Annotated in this window: 18 protein-coding genes; 11 read left to right on the top strand and 7 right to left on the bottom strand. The window is 68.6% G+C overall.

Going from position 1 to position 16,367, the window contains the following annotated elements:
- Positions 1–11 precede the first annotated feature (11 nt).
- Complete coding sequence (locus tag NCO8_RS11225) at positions 12–356, bottom strand: DoxX family protein (protein ID WP_067638743.1); 345 nt, start codon at positions 354–356, stop codon at positions 12–14.
- 111 nt (positions 357–467) lie between these two features.
- Between NCO8_RS11225 and NCO8_RS11230 the strand changes: the two genes are divergently transcribed.
- Complete coding sequence (locus tag NCO8_RS11230; RefSeq protein WP_067638745.1) at positions 468–1,322, top strand: sigma-70 family RNA polymerase sigma factor; 855 nt, start codon at positions 468–470, stop codon at positions 1,320–1,322.
- Positions 1,323–1,374: 52 nt separating this feature from the next.
- On the opposite strand, the gene NCO8_RS11235 is transcribed toward NCO8_RS11230, so the two are convergent.
- Positions 1,375–1,851 (bottom strand): HAD-IIIC family phosphatase, encoded by a 477-nt coding sequence (locus tag NCO8_RS11235; protein ID WP_067489449.1) that lies wholly within the window; start codon positions 1,849–1,851, stop codon positions 1,375–1,377.
- Positions 1,852–2,114: 263 nt separating this feature from the next.
- Here NCO8_RS11235 and NCO8_RS11240 point away from each other — a divergent pair, with 263 nt between their 5' ends.
- Positions 2,115–3,287 (top strand): PucR family transcriptional regulator, encoded by a 1,173-nt coding sequence (locus NCO8_RS11240; protein WP_439268638.1) that lies wholly within the window; start codon positions 2,115–2,117, stop codon positions 3,285–3,287.
- Positions 3,288–3,346: 59 nt separating this feature from the next.
- Here the strand turns inward: NCO8_RS11240 and NCO8_RS11245 are convergent, their stop codons facing one another.
- Together NCO8_RS11245 and NCO8_RS11250 are read right to left on the bottom strand one after the other, a co-directional pair.
- Positions 3,347–4,522, bottom strand: coding sequence for an esterase/lipase family protein (locus NCO8_RS11245; protein WP_067489443.1), 1,176 nt, complete (start codon positions 4,520–4,522; stop codon positions 3,347–3,349).
- A 307-nt stretch (positions 4,523–4,829) separates the two neighbouring features.
- Complete coding sequence (locus tag NCO8_RS11250) at positions 4,830–6,173, bottom strand: lipase family protein (protein WP_067638751.1); 1,344 nt, start codon at positions 6,171–6,173, stop codon at positions 4,830–4,832.
- A 338-nt stretch (positions 6,174–6,511) separates the two neighbouring features.
- Between NCO8_RS11250 and NCO8_RS11255 the strand changes: the two genes are divergently transcribed.
- The 4 genes from NCO8_RS11255 (at position 6,512) to NCO8_RS11270 (ending at position 8,591) form a co-directional block, all read left to right on the top strand.
- Positions 6,512–6,763 (top strand): hypothetical protein, encoded by a 252-nt coding sequence (locus NCO8_RS11255; protein WP_067638753.1) that lies wholly within the window; start codon positions 6,512–6,514, stop codon positions 6,761–6,763.
- Between the two features lie 67 nt (positions 6,764–6,830).
- A complete protein-coding gene (locus NCO8_RS11260; protein ID WP_067638755.1) occupies positions 6,831–7,313 on the top strand; it encodes a DUF2599 domain-containing protein in 483 nt (160 codons plus the stop codon).
- Positions 7,314–7,346: 33 nt separating this feature from the next.
- Positions 7,347–8,003 carry an SDR family oxidoreductase gene (locus NCO8_RS11265; protein WP_067638758.1) on the top strand — a complete coding sequence of 219 codons (657 nt, stop codon included), beginning with the start codon at positions 7,347–7,349 and terminating at the stop codon, positions 8,001–8,003.
- Between the two features lie 348 nt (positions 8,004–8,351).
- Complete coding sequence (locus NCO8_RS11270) at positions 8,352–8,591, top strand: hypothetical protein (RefSeq protein WP_067638759.1); 240 nt, start codon at positions 8,352–8,354, stop codon at positions 8,589–8,591.
- A 57-nt stretch (positions 8,592–8,648) separates the two neighbouring features.
- Here NCO8_RS11270 and NCO8_RS11275 read toward each other — a convergent pair whose 3' ends face one another.
- Positions 8,649–9,533 carry a Sco1979 family transcriptional regulator gene (locus NCO8_RS11275; protein ID WP_067638760.1) on the bottom strand — a complete coding sequence of 295 codons (885 nt, stop codon included), beginning with the start codon at positions 9,531–9,533 and terminating at the stop codon, positions 8,649–8,651.
- 18 nt (positions 9,534–9,551) lie between these two features.
- Positions 9,552–9,785, bottom strand: a complete 234-nt coding sequence (locus NCO8_RS11280) for a DUF397 domain-containing protein (protein ID WP_370465698.1) — start codon at positions 9,783–9,785, stop codon at positions 9,552–9,554.
- Positions 9,786–10,136: 351 nt separating this feature from the next.
- Between NCO8_RS11280 and NCO8_RS11285 the strand changes: the two genes are divergently transcribed.
- From NCO8_RS11285 to NCO8_RS11305, 5 genes are all read left to right on the top strand, one after another.
- Entirely contained in the window at positions 10,137–10,370 is a 234-nt protein-coding gene (locus tag NCO8_RS11285; RefSeq protein ID WP_067638762.1) for a hypothetical protein, read from the top strand.
- Between the two features lie 89 nt (positions 10,371–10,459).
- Complete coding sequence (locus tag NCO8_RS11290) at positions 10,460–10,894, top strand: CBS domain-containing protein (RefSeq protein WP_067489418.1); 435 nt, start codon at positions 10,460–10,462, stop codon at positions 10,892–10,894.
- Between the two features lie 49 nt (positions 10,895–10,943).
- Complete coding sequence (locus NCO8_RS11295) at positions 10,944–12,173, top strand: heavy-metal-associated domain-containing protein (protein ID WP_067640004.1); 1,230 nt, start codon at positions 10,944–10,946, stop codon at positions 12,171–12,173.
- The gene (locus tag NCO8_RS11300; protein WP_067638764.1) at positions 12,170–13,561 is read left to right on the top strand and encodes an alanine racemase; all 1,392 of its coding nucleotides are present in this window, start codon (positions 12,170–12,172) and stop codon (positions 13,559–13,561) included. Before NCO8_RS11295 ends, NCO8_RS11300 begins: the two co-directional genes overlap by 4 nt.
- Positions 13,558–14,865 carry a pyridoxal-phosphate dependent enzyme gene (locus NCO8_RS11305; RefSeq protein ID WP_067640007.1) on the top strand — a complete coding sequence of 436 codons (1,308 nt, stop codon included), beginning with the start codon at positions 13,558–13,560 and terminating at the stop codon, positions 14,863–14,865. Before NCO8_RS11300 ends, NCO8_RS11305 begins: the two co-directional genes overlap by 4 nt.
- Here NCO8_RS11305 and NCO8_RS11310 read toward each other — a convergent pair whose 3' ends face one another.
- Positions 14,866–16,356, bottom strand: a complete 1,491-nt coding sequence (locus NCO8_RS11310; RefSeq protein WP_245655314.1) for a condensation domain-containing protein — start codon at positions 16,354–16,356, stop codon at positions 14,866–14,868.
- Positions 16,357–16,367 lie beyond the last annotated feature (11 nt).

Consider the following 16,367-nt stretch of genomic DNA (forward strand, 5'->3'; position numbering starts at 1 on the left):
CACCACCGGTCTCACGCCACGGCCAGCGTCAGCGAGGCGCCCGCGAGCAGCAGATAAGGCAGCGGATAGGCCACGTGCGAGTAGCAGCGGGTGAGCAGCACGGTGATCTCGGCGCCGATGAAGTACAGCACCAATCCGGCCGCGGCGGCCACGGCCAGCGGCCGGTACGCCAGGCCCGCGAGCAGACCGATCCCGCCCGCGGCCTTGATGACGGCCAGTGGCGGCAGCGCCCAGGTGGGCAGCCCGTATTCGCGCATGTTCTCGCGCACCCAGTCGGCGCGGAACACGTCGATTCCCGAGGCGATCAGGGCGGCCAGCGCGGCGAGCACGGTGACGACGACGTATGCGGTGTTCATGGTTCCTCCGTTTTCGGCGGACGAGCGCCTCTGCCACAGTGGAGACAGCAAGGCGACGACGGCGGAGTGCCGTCTTTCCCGGTGACGACCGGCGACCCCGAAAGGTGACCGATGCGCGCGGATTCGCTCGCGCTGATGTTCGAGCAGCGCCGTGACCGGCTGCGTCGTCTCGCGCACCGGATGCTCGGTGCCACCGCCGAGGCCGAGGACGTGGTGCAGGAGGCGTGGTTGCGCCTGGCCAGGACCGACGCGGTGATCGCCGACCTGGACGGTTGGCTCACCACCGTCGTGTCCCGACTGTGCCTCGATCTGTTGCGAGCCCGCGCACGCCGCCCCGAAACCCATGCCGACGAGGTCGACCTCCCGACCACCGATGCCGGCCCGGAAGCTGAAGCGCTGCAAGCGGATTCGGTGGAGCGTGCGGTGCTGGTGGTGCTCGACGCGCTGGGTCCGGAGGAACGGGTGGCGTTCGTGCTGCACGACCTGTTCGCCGTACCGTTCGCCGAGATCGCACCGGTACTCGGACGCACCCCCGCGACGACCAAGAAGCTCGCCAGCCGGGCCAGGCAGCGGGTCAACGCGCCGGCCGCGATGAGCACGGCCGACCTCGTCGAGCAGCGTGCGGCCGTTGCCGCGTTCCTGCGGGCCGCGCGCGGCGGTGACCTCGTCGCGCTGCTCGAGGTTCTCGCGCCCGATGTGGTCCGCACCGCCGACCCGGCGGCGCTCACACCGGGGATGGCCGCGGTGGTCCGCGGTGCGCGGGAGGTGGCCGAGGGCGCGGTCGCGCTGCGGCAGCGCTCGCGCGAGGCGGTCATGGTTCTCGTCGACGGCAGGCCCGGTCTGGTGCTGACCCGGGTGGGCAGGCCGATCTTCGTGCTGACGTTCCAGGTGCGCGAGGGCCGGATCACCGCCTACGACGTGTCCGCGACTCCGGAGCGGTTCACGCTGTCGCTGCCGAGCTCATGAGTTCGGCAGTCGATGCAACTTTGCCGTCGATGTCGTCCCAAAATACCGCAGGTCAGAAGGCCGGAACCCGCGCGAACCCGAGTGGCGGAGTCGGCATCGGACCCGAACGCAGGTCGTGGCGGAAGTCGGGAAGCAGCGGCAGCATGTCGACATTGCGTGCCGCGTAGCAGCGCACCATCGGCAACGCGCGCGAGACCTCGGCGCGCTCCACGGGTTCGGCGTCGATGAACGCCATGCCCTCGAGCCCGAGCCCGAGGGTGCCCGCGATCCGCACGATCGCGGCCGACTTGCGTCCCCAGCCGATCTCGACCGCCGAGAACATGTCGTGCAGCCCGTGCCGATAGAGCGTGCGCATGGTGCGCGCGCGGTCGCCTCGGGCCGCGACGGCATGCAGCACGCCGCGGTCGCTCAACATCGTCAACGTGCGCAACGCCGGTGGGCGCGGCGCGGCGCTGGTCCCGTCGTGGACCACACCGTCCCACAGGGTTTCGTCCAGTTCCCAGACCAGACAACGGACGGCAGGTCGCATGGTGGTGCCCCTATCGGTTCGTTCCGGCGCGCTGAACTCTACAACCTGTGATGCCACCGGGACCAGCCTTGTGACGGCCCACCAACATCGGGCGGTGGACACGCGAACGTCACCCAGAACCCGGCGTTTCATTCCGGATCCTGCCTGCCTTGGCTAGGGTGAACAGGCTGGACAGCGGGGGGACAGCCGAAATCAGGCGAAGGGAACTTCAGATGTCCGTACACAATCCACCACGGCAATCGCTCACGATCTCGGGGCGGCCGATGTCGTCTCCCCTCAAAGACGTCCGGGCGTTGTCACGGCAGATGGTAGGACATTTCGTCGAGAACGTCGCGCCGTGCGGCACACTGCCGGGCGACGCCATCACGGGGGACGTCACCACCATCACCCGCATCTGCCTGGAATTCGCGGTCAGCATGCTCGACGGCCGCGACATCCCCAGCACCTTGCAGCGACTGCAGGACGCCGCCAGCGCCTGGGCCCGCGAGGGCGTGCCGATCGACACCATCCACCACTCCATCGCCGAGGGCTTCAAAATGGGCTTGGACCTGGTGGTCTCGAGCGCGTCGGTGAAGGACTACGACAACCTCGTCGACGGCGTGAAGATGGTGATGGAAATGCTCGACACCATCACCTGTCAGGTCTCGCTGGCCTATGTGCGCGAATTGCGCGGCGTGGTCAGCGAACATCACACGGCGGTGCACACCCTCACCTCCGCGCTGCTCGGCGGGCACAGCACCTCGACCATGGCCCGCGAATGCGGCATCGCCATCGCCGAGCAGTACGCCGTGCTCGCGCTGTCGATTCCGCCGCACCGCGAGGAGGCCAATCCAGCACTCGATCAGAAGGTGGTGGCCCGGCGCAAGCTGCGCCGCGTGCAGGCCGAGCTGGCCAAGCGCTGCGGTGATACGGCGCTGTCGCTGCTCAGCGTCGACGGCGGCACCGTGCTCATCCCCGCCGAGACCTTCGACCGCGACGGTCTCACCGCTCTGGTCGCCCAGCTCTCGCAGGCCGCGCAGGTCGGCATCACGGCCGCGCTGGTCGAGACGAGCACCACCGGCATTCCCGATGCCGCCGACCAGGCCCACGAACTGCTCGACATGGTCCAGCGCCTCGAGGTCACCTCGGGTCTGTACCGCTTCGACGAACTCGCGCTCGAGTACCAGCTCACCCGGCCGGGACCCGGACGCGAATTCCTCGGCTCGCTGCTCGACCCGCTCGACCAGTTCCCCGAACTGCTGGAAACCCTGCAGCGCCACATCGCCAACAACCTCAACCGGCAGCGCACCGCGCGGGTGCTGCACGTGCACACCAACACCGTCGACTACCGGCTCAAGCGCATCGGTCAGCTCACCGGTTTCGACCCCACCCAGCCGTCGGGACTGTGGTACCTGCGTTCGGCGCTGGTCGCCCGCAGCTACCGCACCACTGTCTGATCCACGAAAAAGGCGCTGCCCGGGGATGATTCCCCGGGCAGCGCCCGTTTCACTGGGGGTCAGAGGCTGCCGCCACCGCCGACCAGCCACGGGTTGAAGGTGCACACGATCTGATGACCTGGATCGATGGCATTGAGCGCGATCGACAGGGCACGCGGCGAGTACATCATCGTGAGATGGTCGGAGACGTCCTGCTCACAGCCTTCCTGCAGGGTGATGTTGCGGACGGTGGAGCCCGGGCCCTGCTTCAGGAAGGTCAGATCGTAGGGGTTGGTGACCTCGTCGTACCGGGTGCCGACGATGGTGTAGTCGATGCCGGGGACGGTGTCGCCGTTGGCGTTGAGCTGGTTGACGAAGTCCGAACCGATGGTCTGCTGGATACCGGCGTGCCCGACGAAGATCTCGATGAAGCCGAGGATGTCGATGCCCAGGTTGTTGATCATGCGGCCCAGGGCGCCGATGCCGTCGAGGCTGGTGCCGTGGTGGGTGGCGCCGTAGGTGATCAGGTTCTTCACCTTGTCGGCACCGCCGTCGAACTTCGTGTACCAGTTCGACATCGAACCGCCCTGCGAGTGGGCGACGATGTCGACTTCGTCGGCGCCCGTGGCCGCGAGGACCCGGTCGACGAACAGGGCCAGCTGATCGGCCGAGTCCTGGATGTAGCCGGTGCCCATCACGCCGGGCAGCACCGAGCCGAGACCGCCACCTTCGATCAGGTTGGAGCGACCGTAGTTGAAGGTGAAGGTGCACAGCCCGGCGTTCTTGAACTCCGGGCCCATGAACGCGTAGCCGTTGTAGGCGTTCATCCAGGTGCCGTGCACCATGACCAGCGGACGGTCGCCGTCGGCGGGCTTGCAGTTCCAGTCGTTGGCGCCGGGGGGCGCCGCGTCACCGTTGCCCAGGCCGTAGGCGAAGGCCGCGAGGAACGAGGTCTGGGCCGGGCCGACGCCGACGGTGTCGCTGGAGTAGCCGCCCGAGGAACCCGAGCTGGAACCCGAGCCGCCATAGCAGTCGCCGGAGCCGTTGCCCGAGCCGGTGCCGCTACCGGAGTTGCAGGCCGAGCCGCTGGGGCCGGCGACCGACCGGCCCGCGGCGATGATCTCGGCGAGAGCCTGCTCGGTCGGCGCGTCGTTGGGGGCCGCGCCTGCCCCTGGGCCGGTGAGCGCCACGGCGAGCGCGCTGACGCCGGTGAGCATCGCTGTCTGCAGCGTGCGTCGGCGACTGGGAGATTTCATCGTTGGCGTATCTTCCTGTGCGATTCGATAATTCGTGTCCCGTTTTTCGATCGGGAATACGAATGGCTTGTCGAAACCGCACCGAACATAAGCCCGGGAATTCACGGCATTTCGTTTCTCCGTGGGGTTCTGGGTAGTTCACCACCGGTCGGCGACGGGCCCCATGACGGCACACAGGAACTTTTCCCCACGGCGATCCCGCAGGTCGGGACGCTGATCGGGAGAAATAGTGATACTTCCCAGAACATTCGGCCGTTCACACTGACCGAGCACTGAAACACCAACATTTCGGCCGAAAAAAGGGGGCTCAGCATTCGCTGCGCGCGGGAATCCCTCGTAGCCGCTCGTCGAGCCACAGCATCGCCTCCGGATATCCGGTCACCGCACCGACGATGTGCTCGCCGAGCACCCCGCGATACACCGCGGTCGCGCCGAGTTCGCACTGTTCCTGATAGAGATTGCGCGCGCCCTCGGCCGGGATCCAGAACTCCTGCTCCCCGTTGTAAACGTAGAGCGGTGTGGCCGAACGCATGCCCTCCATCCGGGTGACCTCGTAGATCCGGGCGGCCAGGTCCGAGCGCAGGGGGTCGGCGATATTGGCGCCGACATCGATGGGCAGGTGCAGGATGCCGGGCAGCGCGAAGATGCTCACGCACTGGTCCTTCATCGCCGAGGTGGCCACCCAGCGGCCGAGATTGTTCATGGCGGCCAGGATTTCGGGCCGCTCGCGCCCGACCGCGAGGGTCGCGGCCATGAAGATGCCCGAAGCCAGATTGGCGTTCATACTGCGGGCGAGGATCTCGAAGTCGGCGGGCACCCCGCCGAGGGCGGCACCGACGATCACCTCGGCCAATTCCGGTGCGTAGGAGGCGATCAGCTTCGCCGCGCCGTGCGTGGCGATGGCGCCGCCGGAATACCCCGTCATCGCGAACGGGCTGGCGCCGTAGGTCTGCGGCTCGACATTCCTGGTTGCCCGGATGGCGTCGAGGACGGCGTGTCCGGCGACATACGGTTCGGCGTAAGCCATTCGGGGGCCCTGATGGTCGGGGATCAGGACCGCGTATCCGCGTAGCACCGCCAGCTGGGTGGTCGGCGGCAGGAACTCGGTGGCGCTCGATTTCAGCGAAAGCCCGTGTGTGAACGTGTAACCGGGTGTGCAGGACAGACCGAGCGCGTCGATGGGCAGGTTGTTCACCAGTACCGGCCGGTCGCCGGGGCCGGTCCACTCGGTGGCGGGCACGATCAGCGTCGCGGTCGCGAACGACGGGGCGCCGTGGGCGTCGGAGGTGCGGAACTTGAGCAGATGCGCGGACCGTACGGGAACCAGGGTCAGCGGGCCCGCGACGGCGGTGACGTCGCGCACCTGGACGAGCTCGCCCGGTGCCAGCTGGGCCAGGCCCTCGGGCCAGTGATCGAAGGTGGGATCGCCTACGGGAGAGGGCATTACGGCCGCCCGCAGCGCGGCGAGCTCGGCGTCGGGGTCGGTATCCGCGCCGGACGGGATCGGCGAGGGCAGCACCTGGTCGATCCAGCGTTGCAGGTCGGGCAGGATTCCCGGGGCGGCCGGGGGCTGGGGTTCGGCGGTTGCGGTGCCGACGGCGAGCGGACACAACAGCAGTAGCGAACAGAGCAGGACACGCACAGATCTCATGGCACTCACACGCCTTCGGGTGGCACATCGGACTCGTGACCTGACACCCGGCGATGCGGTACTCGAAGCCGCGGCGAAACCTCCCCTGTGCGCCGTCGTCAGTGTTCTCACGGTACGTCCCACCGCATCGGCGCACGGCCGTAGTTCCCGACTCGTGCACGCCCCGCGTCCGGATCGCAACAACCGCGCGTGCTCGATACTTCGGAGAAAGTACCGGCTCCGGACCAGGCGGTTTGTGAATTCTCCAGCCGAGTCCGGAACATGTTCTCCTTCATGGTCGCGCGCCCTACCGTCGAGTAGCAAGGCGCCTACCAGCGCCGGGGCAGAAGGAGCACGCCATGATTCCCATCGACGCGAACATTGCCGCCGCCGGTCACCCCCTCGACCACACCGACATACCGACGCGGCGGATCACCGTCTACTTCGACGGGCCCACTCCGCAGGACGCGATGGTCCTCGAATACGCCGCAACCCAGTCCGAGGCTTGGGAATTCACCACCGCCGCCGTGCACGCGGGCCTGCTGGTGACCGTCGACGGACGAGTGGAACCCGGCCTGCGCCGGCTGCCGTGCCGTTCGCTGTGGCACTGAGCCCCACACCGCCGCACTAGGCTGGTGCGGCGGTCGTGTCCCGATCGCGGGGACACAGGAGGCGCGCGTGACACGGTGGCAGTACCCGGTCGCCGTGGCCGTGCTCGCGGGACTGGCCGTGGCCGGTTGCGGTTCGCAGGAGGCCGAGCAGGCCGCGCCGGCCACCGTCGCACCGACCACGACTGCCCAGCGCACCGCCGTCACCCTCGCACCGCCGACCACCACCGTCGACCCGTACGCGGGCCTGCCGCTCATCGATGAGGTCCGCTGGACGAGCAATGTCGACGGCGCCCGCCTGCTCGTGTTCCCCACCGTGGCGGGTCGCAAGACCGCCGCACCCGGCACCGACGAGACGGCCTGGCAGGAAGTTCTCGCCCTCGACCCCGCCGCCGACTCGCCGGGTATGCGTGACCAGTTCCTGTGCCACTGGGTGTGGGCGAGGATGGTCGCGCCGGACAAGACGAGCTGGAACCTCGAACCGTGGCGACCGGCCGTCGGCTATTCGGCCACGGTCTCGGCGAACTGCAATCCCGGCGGCCCGGAACGCTGAGGTCCGCGCCGCGCGGCGAAAGGAGCACAGGTTATGCGCGTTGTCATCGCAGGCGGACACGGCAAGATCGCCCTGCTACTGGCCGGGCTGCTCACCAGAGACGGCCATCAGGTGCACGCTCTCATCCGCGATCCCGCCCAGGCCGCCGACATCACCGCGACCGGCGGTGTCCCCGTGATCCACGACATGGAACGTGACGACCCGGCCGACCTCGTCGCCGCGGTCGCCGGGTCGGACGCGGTGGTCTTCGCCGCCGGTGCGGGCCCGGGCAGCGGCGTGGACCGCAAGTACACCGTCGACCTGGGCGGCTCGGTCCAGCTGGCCGACGCGGCCGACCGAGCCGGGGTGCGCCGGTTCGTGCAGATCTCGACGATGGGCGCCGGTCAGCCGCCCGCACCGGGAACCGACGAGGTGTGGGCCGCCTATATCGACGCCAAGACCAAGGCCGAGGACGATCTGCGGGCCCGCTCGCTGGACTGGACCGTCGTGCGGCCGGGCAGGCTCACCGACGCCGAGGGCAACGGTCTGATCACGCTGGGACCACCGCCGGTCGGGCGCGCCGATGTGCCGCGCGCCGATGTCGCCGCGACGCTCGCGTCGATCTTGGTCGCCGACAATACTTTTCGGCGCACCCTCGAGGTGGTGTCGGGGCAGGATCCGATCGAGGCGGCCGTCGCCGCGATTCGATAGCCGAAAATTAACCAGGCCAATACTTTTGAGGCCTATCAACGTGCCGACAGGGTGCCGGGCACCGGCCGGCACCCACCGGTACGCCACCGAAGCGCCGGTCACGCCGCTGTTCGGCGCGAACGGTGCGCGAATCCGGTGGCGCCGAGCCGGATTCGCCGCCCAGAAGCCGGGGTGAGCACCGAATCGAGACCTAATCGATCGTGCAGATGTGCTTGCATCTGAAAGTGTCTCCGTCCTAAACTCAGGGCCGCAACACAATTCAGGGGATAGTCAGGGGAGGCCGCGAGCGGCACACCTGGGGCTATAGTTGCCTCGGGTTTGCCACTGCCTAGACACAGGGGCGTTCACATGAACCACACCACCGGCCGTTTCGGCCTCGCTGATCGCGCAGCGATCACCCACCCCTCGAGGGAAACCGCGGTCGCCTTCGTCATCGACGCCGTCGAATCCACCGGCGCCGCGACCCGCAACGATTTCGATATCGAGCGCATCGTCACCACGGCCCACGAACTGGCCGACGACTGGGACCTGCAGGTGCTGACGCCGGACACGTTCTGGCGGATCGCATCCGGCTGCATCCGCTACTGATCCGGACAGCCTGCCGCTTCCGGCGAACGGAAGCGGCACTGCGGCCCGCCCGGGGGGTCAGGCCCGCTCGGCGTAGTCCCGCAAGATGTCGCGTGAGCGGTCGGGGTGAGCGGCCTGCACGCTGAGCTGGTCCATCACCGACAGATACAGCGCGAGATCCTGCCTGCGCTCCAGATACAGCGCGCTGGTCAGTTGCTCCAGGTACACGATGTCGGGCAACTCCGGCTCGGCGAAGCGGAGAATGCTGAACGAACTGCCCGCCGCCGCGTGCCCGCCCGCCGAGTACGGCAGCACCTGCACGGGGACGTTCGGCAGCAGAGACAGTTCGATCAGGTGTCGCAACTGATTCCGGTGCACCTCGCGTCCGCCCACCGGCCGGTGTAGCACGGCCTCGTCGATGACCGCCCACACCACGGGCGGGTCGACGCGGCGCAGCACGTCCTGACGCAGCTGACGAACCTGCACGCGCCGCTCGGTCTCGGCATCGTCGAGACCGACGGTGACGATCGCCCGGGTGTACTCCGGGGTCTGCAGCAGGCCGGGTACCAATTGGGTCTCATAGGTACGGATTTGGCTCGCGGCCTGTTCTAGCCCCAGGTAGGTACTGAACCATGACGGCAGCAGATCGCTGTAGCGGTGCCACCAGCCCGGTTCGTTGGCCTGCCTGGCCAGATCGAAGAACGCCTCACGATCTACGGGGTCGGTGACTCCGTAGAGCGTGAGCAGATCACGGATATCGCGTTCCTTGAAACCGGTGCGGCCCAGCTCGAGTCGGCTGATCTTGGCGTGGGAGCCGCGGATCGCCTCCCCCGCGGCCTCGCGGGTGATGCCCTTGCTCTCCCGCAACCTACGCAGTTGCCCACCGAGCGCAATGCGCAGCACAGTGGGTCCACGGTCGACGATCGGTTGTACACGACCGATCTCGTGGGGTTCAGCCGTCATGACTCGCGATCTTACCGATCAGCAGGTCAAGTCGTCGAACTCTCCGGCCTTGGCGCCGCGGATGAATGCGTCGATCTCCGGGCGTGTGTAGTAGATGACCGCGCCGCGCGGGTCGCGCGAGTTGCGCACAGCTACCGACCCGTCGGACACGGCGGCAACCTCTACGCAATTGCCGCTGGCGTTGCTGTACGTGCTCTTACGCCAGGCGTGGTCGGCGGGCCGTTCGCGCTGATCATGGTGCATTGCGGACATGCATTACTCCCTGTTCTCGTGTGATGTCCATCGGAGTGAAAGTTGCAGATGCACGCACAAACGTTCTTGCATCCGCTTTGCGCGATGCGGACATTAACACGCAGCCCGCGGTTGCGCACCGGTCGGTACGTACTCGCACCCAGGGGGCGCGTGGCGTTCGCAAAGTGACGTCCAGTCCCCTGAATTCGCAAGGGCCACAGAGCCATCGGCCGCCGAAACGCCCCGAATGAGATCTCCGATGTGCTTGCATCTGCAATCACCGCGCCCATAGACTCGGGGCAAGATCAACCCCGGGGCCCGCTCGTCAAGAGCTGGGGCAGGCCCGGGCCCACCGGACACGAGGGGCCTGCGATGAGCATTCCGTATCGACCACCCCGCCGGGTCTCGGCCGGCACCGCCGGGCTCGAGCTCCCGCGCAGCCTCGCGGCAGAGGTAGCGCCGGTTTCCGCGTGTAGCGACGAGCCCTACGGGCTCACCTATCGGCAGGCTCGCGAGATGCTGCGTCAACACGACATCCACGGCCCGCAGTGCCGCCAATGGCTGGCCGCGGCGGCCTATCTGTCTGCGGGCCTGGACGACGAATAGCGCGGTCGTAACGTCTTCGTGCTGGTCACAGCGGTAAAAGCGGGGCATGCTTGGAGACGGACGGTCGGCGCGAGCACAGGTGGCGGCGTATGCGGATTGCGGAGATTCTGCGAAGCAAGGGCACAGCGGTAGCGACGGTGCCACCGGACACCACCGTGCGCGCACTGCTGACGGTGCTGGCCGAACGCAATATCGGTGCCGTGGTCGTCTCCCCGGACGGTGCGACGATCGAGGGCATCGTGTCCGAACGCGACGTGGTTCGCCGCCTCGCCGTGCACGGCGCCGAACTGCTCGACCGGCCGGTCGCCGAGATCATGACCGCCCGGGTACGCACCTGCGGCCCCGACGACCACGTGTCCTCGCTGCGCGACGTGATGACCGAGCACCGCATCCGGCACATGCCGGTGGTGAGCGAGGACCGGTTGATCGGCATCGTGAGCATCGGGGACGTGGTCAAGAGCGAGATCACGGAACTGGCCACCGAACGCGAGCAGCTCGTCGACTACCTGCAGGGCAGGTACTGATCGTCGCGCTCGCGGCCGAAAAGCGTTGTCCGCGCGTATCGTTGACGAGGTGCACCCCGCGCAGCAGTACGACCGCCGTGTCGCTTCGCAGGTCCTCGCCCGGCTCGCCGCGCCCGGCGTGTTCGCGGGCATCGAGACCACGCCCACCCTGATCGCCTTCCGCGCGCGGGTTTTACAGCCAGAGCCCGGCGGGCGGCTCACCCAGTCGCAGCGGATGTATCTCGAGCGCTTCATGCGACCGTGCCGCCCGGAGCAGGTGACCAGCGCGACGCATCGCATCACCTGGACCGACAGCGCGGGCATTCCCAATACTGCGTACTACCGCCGGGACGGCGCGGGACCAGAGCTGGCTGTGGTCGCCAGGGAAACCGTACTGGCACTGTGGGATTCATTGGCTCGATCGGGTCTGCCGGAGCGGGCCGCCGAGCTGAGCGAGCACGAACGGGCGGTGCTGGCGGCGACCACCACCGACCACGAACCGCACGAGATCTTCCGGGTCGGCATCGAAGCCACCGGGCGGGCCCTGGTCCAGCACGGTCTCCTCGCCGCCGACACCCCATATCGCGGTATCGCCGAATTCGCCTGCGGAATGCGTGATTCGGGGATCTTCGCGGCGGTGGCGACGCGGTGGTTCTGGGAGTTGCAGGCCTCCACCTATCGGCGGGGCATGATCCCGGTCCGCTTCACCACCTCGCCCGATGGCACCGTGCGGTACACGCCCGAGTCGGTGGCAGCACTGCGGGCGATGAAGGAGGCGACCATTGCCGACGCGCACGCGGTGATGCGCAAGGCGACCACCGAGGAGGGCCTCGATGTCGAGCAGGCGGTGGCCAAGTACCACGACGACCTCGATCTGATCTCGCGGCAGTACGCGCTGCTGCCGCCCGGAACCGGGCCGACGTGTCTCGCGGCGCCACCGGGTGCGGACGGGTCGTCGGTGCTCGGCGCGGTCGCGAATCAGTTCGTCGAGACGTTCGTGGCGCTCTCGGAGCTCGTAGAGGTCGTCGAGGACGTCACCGAGGTACCGGCCGGTGGCGAGCCGCTCGCCGACGACAGTGTGTTCTCGGTGCCGGACATGAGTTGCCGTCACTGTGTGCGGACCATCGGCGCCCTGCTCGAGTCGATGGATGTTCCCGTGCTCGAGATCGATCTGGCCACCAAACGGGTGATCGCCCGGATCCGCAGCCCGCGCCATCGGTTACGGGTCTTCGAGGCGTTGCGCGACGGCGGGTACAACCCGGTCGACGAGGTGCCCTCGCCCGGCACACCGGTGGAATGACCCCGCCTGCTGTCCCCGCTGCCCTGCACCCGGTCGTGGCGGCGTTCCTGGCGGACCGGGCGGCGGTGCACGCGGCGCTGGAGCGGTTCGGATCACCGCTACACCTGGTGTTCCCGCAGGTGTTCGACGACAACCTCGCGGCGCTCACCGGAGTGCTGGACAGGGCACGGTGTCGGTCGCGGGTCTACTACGCGCACAAGGTGAACCGGTCCGCGGCCTTCGTCCGCTCGGCCGCACGGGCGGGGATCGGTATCGATGTCGCGTCCGGGGCGGAGTTGCGGTCGGCGCTGGAGGCGGGCTTCGCACCCGATCGTGTCGAGATCACCGGACCCAAGGGATCGTCACTGTTGCGGGCGGCCGTGGCGGCGGGGGTGACGATCAATGTCGACAATCTGTGGGAGCTGGCGCGTATCGCCGAACTCGCCGACGCGCGAGTGTCGGTGCTGCTACGTCTTTCGGGTTTCCCGGGGAGTGCGCCGAGCCGGTTCGGCATCGATCTCGGCGAAGTGGGAGAGGCGTTCGATCTGCTCGCCCGGCACCCTGATCGGCTGGCACTGCTCGGGGTGGCCTTCCACCTCGATACCGCGTCCACCCAGGAGCGGGTACGGGCCGTCGGCGAGTGCCTGACGGTGATCGAGAGGGCCTACGCGCGCGGGTTCACGCCGTCGGTGCTCGATATCGGTGGTGGGCTGCGTCAGGTCTTCGTGGCCGACCCGGCCGCCTACGACGCCTACGATCAGGCTTTGCGGGCCGGATTGCTCGGCCACGGGCCCGCTCTGCACTGGGGCACGGGCAGTTTCGGCTATCACGTCGCCGACGGTGCCGCACACGGCACGCCGGTGTTCCACAAGTACGCCAATACGGAATCGGCCACCGAGATCCTGACCGAACTGCTCGACGCGCCCCTGCCAGGGCATGGTGGCCGGGCGCTGAGCGCGGTGCTGGCGGACAATCTCCTCGACCTGTGGCTGGAACCCGGCAAGGCACTGGCCGATCGCGCGGGGATCACTGTGGCCCGGGTCGAATTCGTGAAGCGGGCGGGGACCGGGGCGACGCTGGTACACCTGGATCTGAGCCGCGACACCGTCACCGCGGCCGACCAGGAGGTGCTCATCGATCCCCTCGTGCTGTCCGAGCCCGGCGAGTCCGCGCCCGCCGGAGTGTTCTTCGCCGGTCATCTGTGCTTGGAACGTGACCTGGTGACCCAGCGGCAGGTGCGGGTGACACGGATTCCAGACCCCGGCGACCCGGTGGTGTTCCCCAATACCGGGGCCTACCACATGGATCTGTCGGCAGCCAACGCCGCCATGCACCCGACCCCACCGAAAGTGGCTGTGCTGCATCGTGACAGCCGATTCGAGCTGTGCGACGACGAGGTGTGGCGATGATCTACTCCCACATCACCGAGCTGATCGGCAACACTCCCCTGCTCCGCCTCGACCCGCGGGTGCACGGGCTGGCGGGAGTCGAGTTGTACGCGAAACTGGAGTCGCACAATCCGTTCGGGTCGGTGAAGGACCGCATCGCCTGGTCCATGATCCGCGACGACATCGAGGCGGTGGCGGCAGGCGGGCAGTCGTTCATCGAGGCATCCAGCGGCAATACCGCCAAGGCGCTGCGGGTGCTCGGCGCGCTGCACGGGGTTCCGCTGCGCGCGGTCACCAACCGCATCCGGGTCACCGAGGTACGCCAGTTGCTGCAGTTGCTCGGCACCGACATCGTGGAGCTACCCGGCCTGTCCGAGTGCCCCGATCCGCATGCGGCCGACGATGTTTCGGCCGTTATCGAGCACACCACCGGGCAGGCGCCCGAGCGCTGGTACCACCCGTCCCAGTACACCAACGAGCGCAATGTCGAGGCCCACCGCGACGGTACGGGTGCCGAGATCGCCGCCGACCTGGCCGCGGCGGGTGTCGAACACCTCGACTACCTCGTGGGTGGGCTCGGCACCACCGGCTCCACCCGTGGCACCGCCACTGCCCTGCTGGCCGGCCATCCGGCGCTGCGCACGATCGGTGTGGTGTCGGACCGTTTCGATTTCATCCCCGGCATCCGCTCCGAACGCGAGATGTGGGATGTGGGCCTGTTCCGCCCGGATTTCTACCACGACATCGTCACCGTCGACTCCGCGACCGCCATCGACGCCACGCTCGATCTGGCGCGCGGATACGGCGTGCTCGCGGGTCCGACCAGCGGTGCGGGCTATGCCGCCGCCCTGCGCACGCTCGCCGACGCTCCACGCCCCGGGGACCGCCCGCTGGTCGCCGTGCTCATCGTCTGCGACCGGCTCGAGCCGTATCTGTCGTATTTCGCCAAGCGCCGACCCGACCTGTTCGGTGCGCCCGAGGCCCCACCACCACCGGACGCCGGCTCCGCACCGACGCTGACACCTGCGGAGCTGGCCGAGCTCGACCGCACCGGCCGCCCGACGGTCGTCGACACTCGCGGTGCGATGGCCTACCGGGTCGGCCACATACCGGGTGCGATCAACCTGCGCGACGATCAGCTCGACGACATGCTCGGCCAGGGGATGCCGTTCCCGCGCTCACGGCCGGTCGTGTTCGTGTGCCCGGTCGGAGAAGCGTCGCTGCGTTTCGCGGCCTCGACCCGGCAGGCCGGATACGAGGCCTTCAGCCTGGCGGGCGGGGTGGTCGCCTGGCGCGACGCGGGGTTGCCGCTCGAACGTGGCTGATCAGACCAGCGCCCGCATCGCCCGTCGTGGCGACGGTGCCCGGCCCGTGGTCGCCAGCAGCGGCGGCAACGGGCCACGGTAGCCGTCGGCGAGCAGCGCGACCACCGCGCGGAACCGGTCGACGAAACGTGCGGCGACGGCGGGGTCGAAGCGAGTGAGGGGATACAGAAAGGACCCGTCGATCCCGGCCGGAGCGCCGTGGGCTTCGTAGTGCGCGGTCAGGCCGAACTCGAGATCGTGTTTGGCGCGCACCACCCCGGTCGGCACGTCCGTGATCGAGAACGAGCGCGCGGCAGACGGTTCCGTTCGCGTCGACTTCTGCAGGATGAGCGTCGCCTGGAACAGTGGCAGCGCGGCGTCCTGCGGCAGGCACCGCTTCAGTCGCGGATTCGGAGTGTCGGGGTGGGCGTAGGCGGCCAGCGCGATCCGGCGGACCTGGTCGATGAGTTCGTCGACGTCGGCCGCCCGGTCCAGGCGCACCCGCATCAACACGTCATCGGAGAAGTTGCCGACCAGGTCGTCGAGCAGTCGGTGGTCGCGGCCCGAAACCGCCGTCGCGACAGTCACATCGGCACAGCGGGCGAACGCGCCGACGGTCACCGCGAACGCCGCCTGCAGTACCATGAACAGGCTCGCCCGCCGATCCTGGGCCAGCCGCAGCAGACCCGCGTGGGTGGTGGCGTCGAAGGCGAGGGGGATCAGCGCGCCGGCAGCGGGGTCGCCAGGCGGCGCCGACTGTGGCAGCGCCGGGAATTCGAGCAATGCGGGCCTGCCCGCCAAAGCATTGGCCCAGTACCGCAATTGGTGGGTGGCCCGGCTCCACTCGTCGGTGAACTCGCCCAGCTGGGCGTGTTTCCACAGCGTGTAGTCGGTGTAGGTGACCGGCAGCGGCTCCCAGCGCGGGGCCGTGCCGGTGCGGCAGGCCAGGTAAGCGGTCACGAGGTCGCGGGTCAGCGGAGCCATCGACCGTCCGTCGACGGAAATGTGTTGCACTACAAGGGCCAGGACGATGTCGTCGGGCGCGAGGACGAACAGCCGGGCCCGCAGGGGCAGATCGCGGGCCAGGTCGAACGGCCGCGCCGCCAGATCGGCGATCGCGGCGCCGAGAGCATCCTCGCCGACGTGTCGCACCGCGATGTCGAGCACGACCTCGGCCGGGTCGAGCACCTGCTGAGCCGGCCCGTGCTCGGTCACCGGGTAGCGGGTCCGCAACGGTTCGTGCCGCGCGACCAGCAGCTCGAGGGCACCGCGCAGAGCGCCCACATCGATATCGGCGCCACGAATGCGCAAGGCGCGCGCCACATTCCAGTCCGCCGAACGTCCCTGTCGCGCCGCATGCCACATGCGCTCCTGCGCGGGCGCCAACGGCACGTGCGCGGGCCGGCGGCGGGGTTCGAGCGTCACCACGGGCGGCGCCGGGAAACACACCGCCTCGGCCCGCGTCGTCGCCACCGCGACACCGCGACCGAAACCCCCCGACCTGATCCCCACACCGGGATCCA

Origin of the sequence: Nocardia coubleae NBRC 108252, from assembly GCF_001612805.1 — a bacterium.
In the GTDB taxonomy this organism is placed as follows: domain Bacteria; phylum Actinomycetota; class Actinomycetes; order Mycobacteriales; family Mycobacteriaceae; genus Nocardia; species Nocardia coubleae.

Coding starts and splice junctions, on each gene's coding strand:
- NCO8_RS11225 (WP_067638743.1), bottom strand. CDS start 356: ATGAACACCGCATACGTCGTCGTCACCGTGCTCGCCGCGCTGGCCGCC.
- NCO8_RS11230 (WP_067638745.1), top strand. CDS start 468: ATGCGCGCGGATTCGCTCGCGCTGATGTTCGAGCAGCGCCGTGACCGG.
- NCO8_RS11235 (WP_067489449.1), bottom strand. CDS start 1,851: ATGCGACCTGCCGTCCGTTGTCTGGTCTGGGAACTGGACGAAACCCTG.
- NCO8_RS11240 (WP_439268638.1), top strand. CDS start 2,115: ATGTCGTCTCCCCTCAAAGACGTCCGGGCGTTGTCACGGCAGATGGTA.
- NCO8_RS11245 (WP_067489443.1), bottom strand. CDS start 4,522: ATGAAATCTCCCAGTCGCCGACGCACGCTGCAGACAGCGATGCTCACC.
- NCO8_RS11250 (WP_067638751.1), bottom strand. CDS start 6,173: ATGAGATCTGTGCGTGTCCTGCTCTGTTCGCTACTGCTGTTGTGTCCG.
- NCO8_RS11255 (WP_067638753.1), top strand. CDS start 6,512: ATGATTCCCATCGACGCGAACATTGCCGCCGCCGGTCACCCCCTCGAC.
- NCO8_RS11265 (WP_067638758.1), top strand. CDS start 7,347: ATGCGCGTTGTCATCGCAGGCGGACACGGCAAGATCGCCCTGCTACTG.
- NCO8_RS11270 (WP_067638759.1), top strand. CDS start 8,352: ATGAACCACACCACCGGCCGTTTCGGCCTCGCTGATCGCGCAGCGATC.
- NCO8_RS11275 (WP_067638760.1), bottom strand. CDS start 9,533: ATGACGGCTGAACCCCACGAGATCGGTCGTGTACAACCGATCGTCGAC.
- NCO8_RS11280 (WP_370465698.1), bottom strand. CDS start 9,785: ATGTCCGCAATGCACCATGATCAGCGCGAACGGCCCGCCGACCACGCC.
- NCO8_RS11285 (WP_067638762.1), top strand. CDS start 10,137: ATGAGCATTCCGTATCGACCACCCCGCCGGGTCTCGGCCGGCACCGCC.
- NCO8_RS11290 (WP_067489418.1), top strand. CDS start 10,460: ATGCGGATTGCGGAGATTCTGCGAAGCAAGGGCACAGCGGTAGCGACG.
- NCO8_RS11300 (WP_067638764.1), top strand. CDS start 12,170: ATGACCCCGCCTGCTGTCCCCGCTGCCCTGCACCCGGTCGTGGCGGCG.
- NCO8_RS11305 (WP_067640007.1), top strand. CDS start 13,558: ATGATCTACTCCCACATCACCGAGCTGATCGGCAACACTCCCCTGCTC.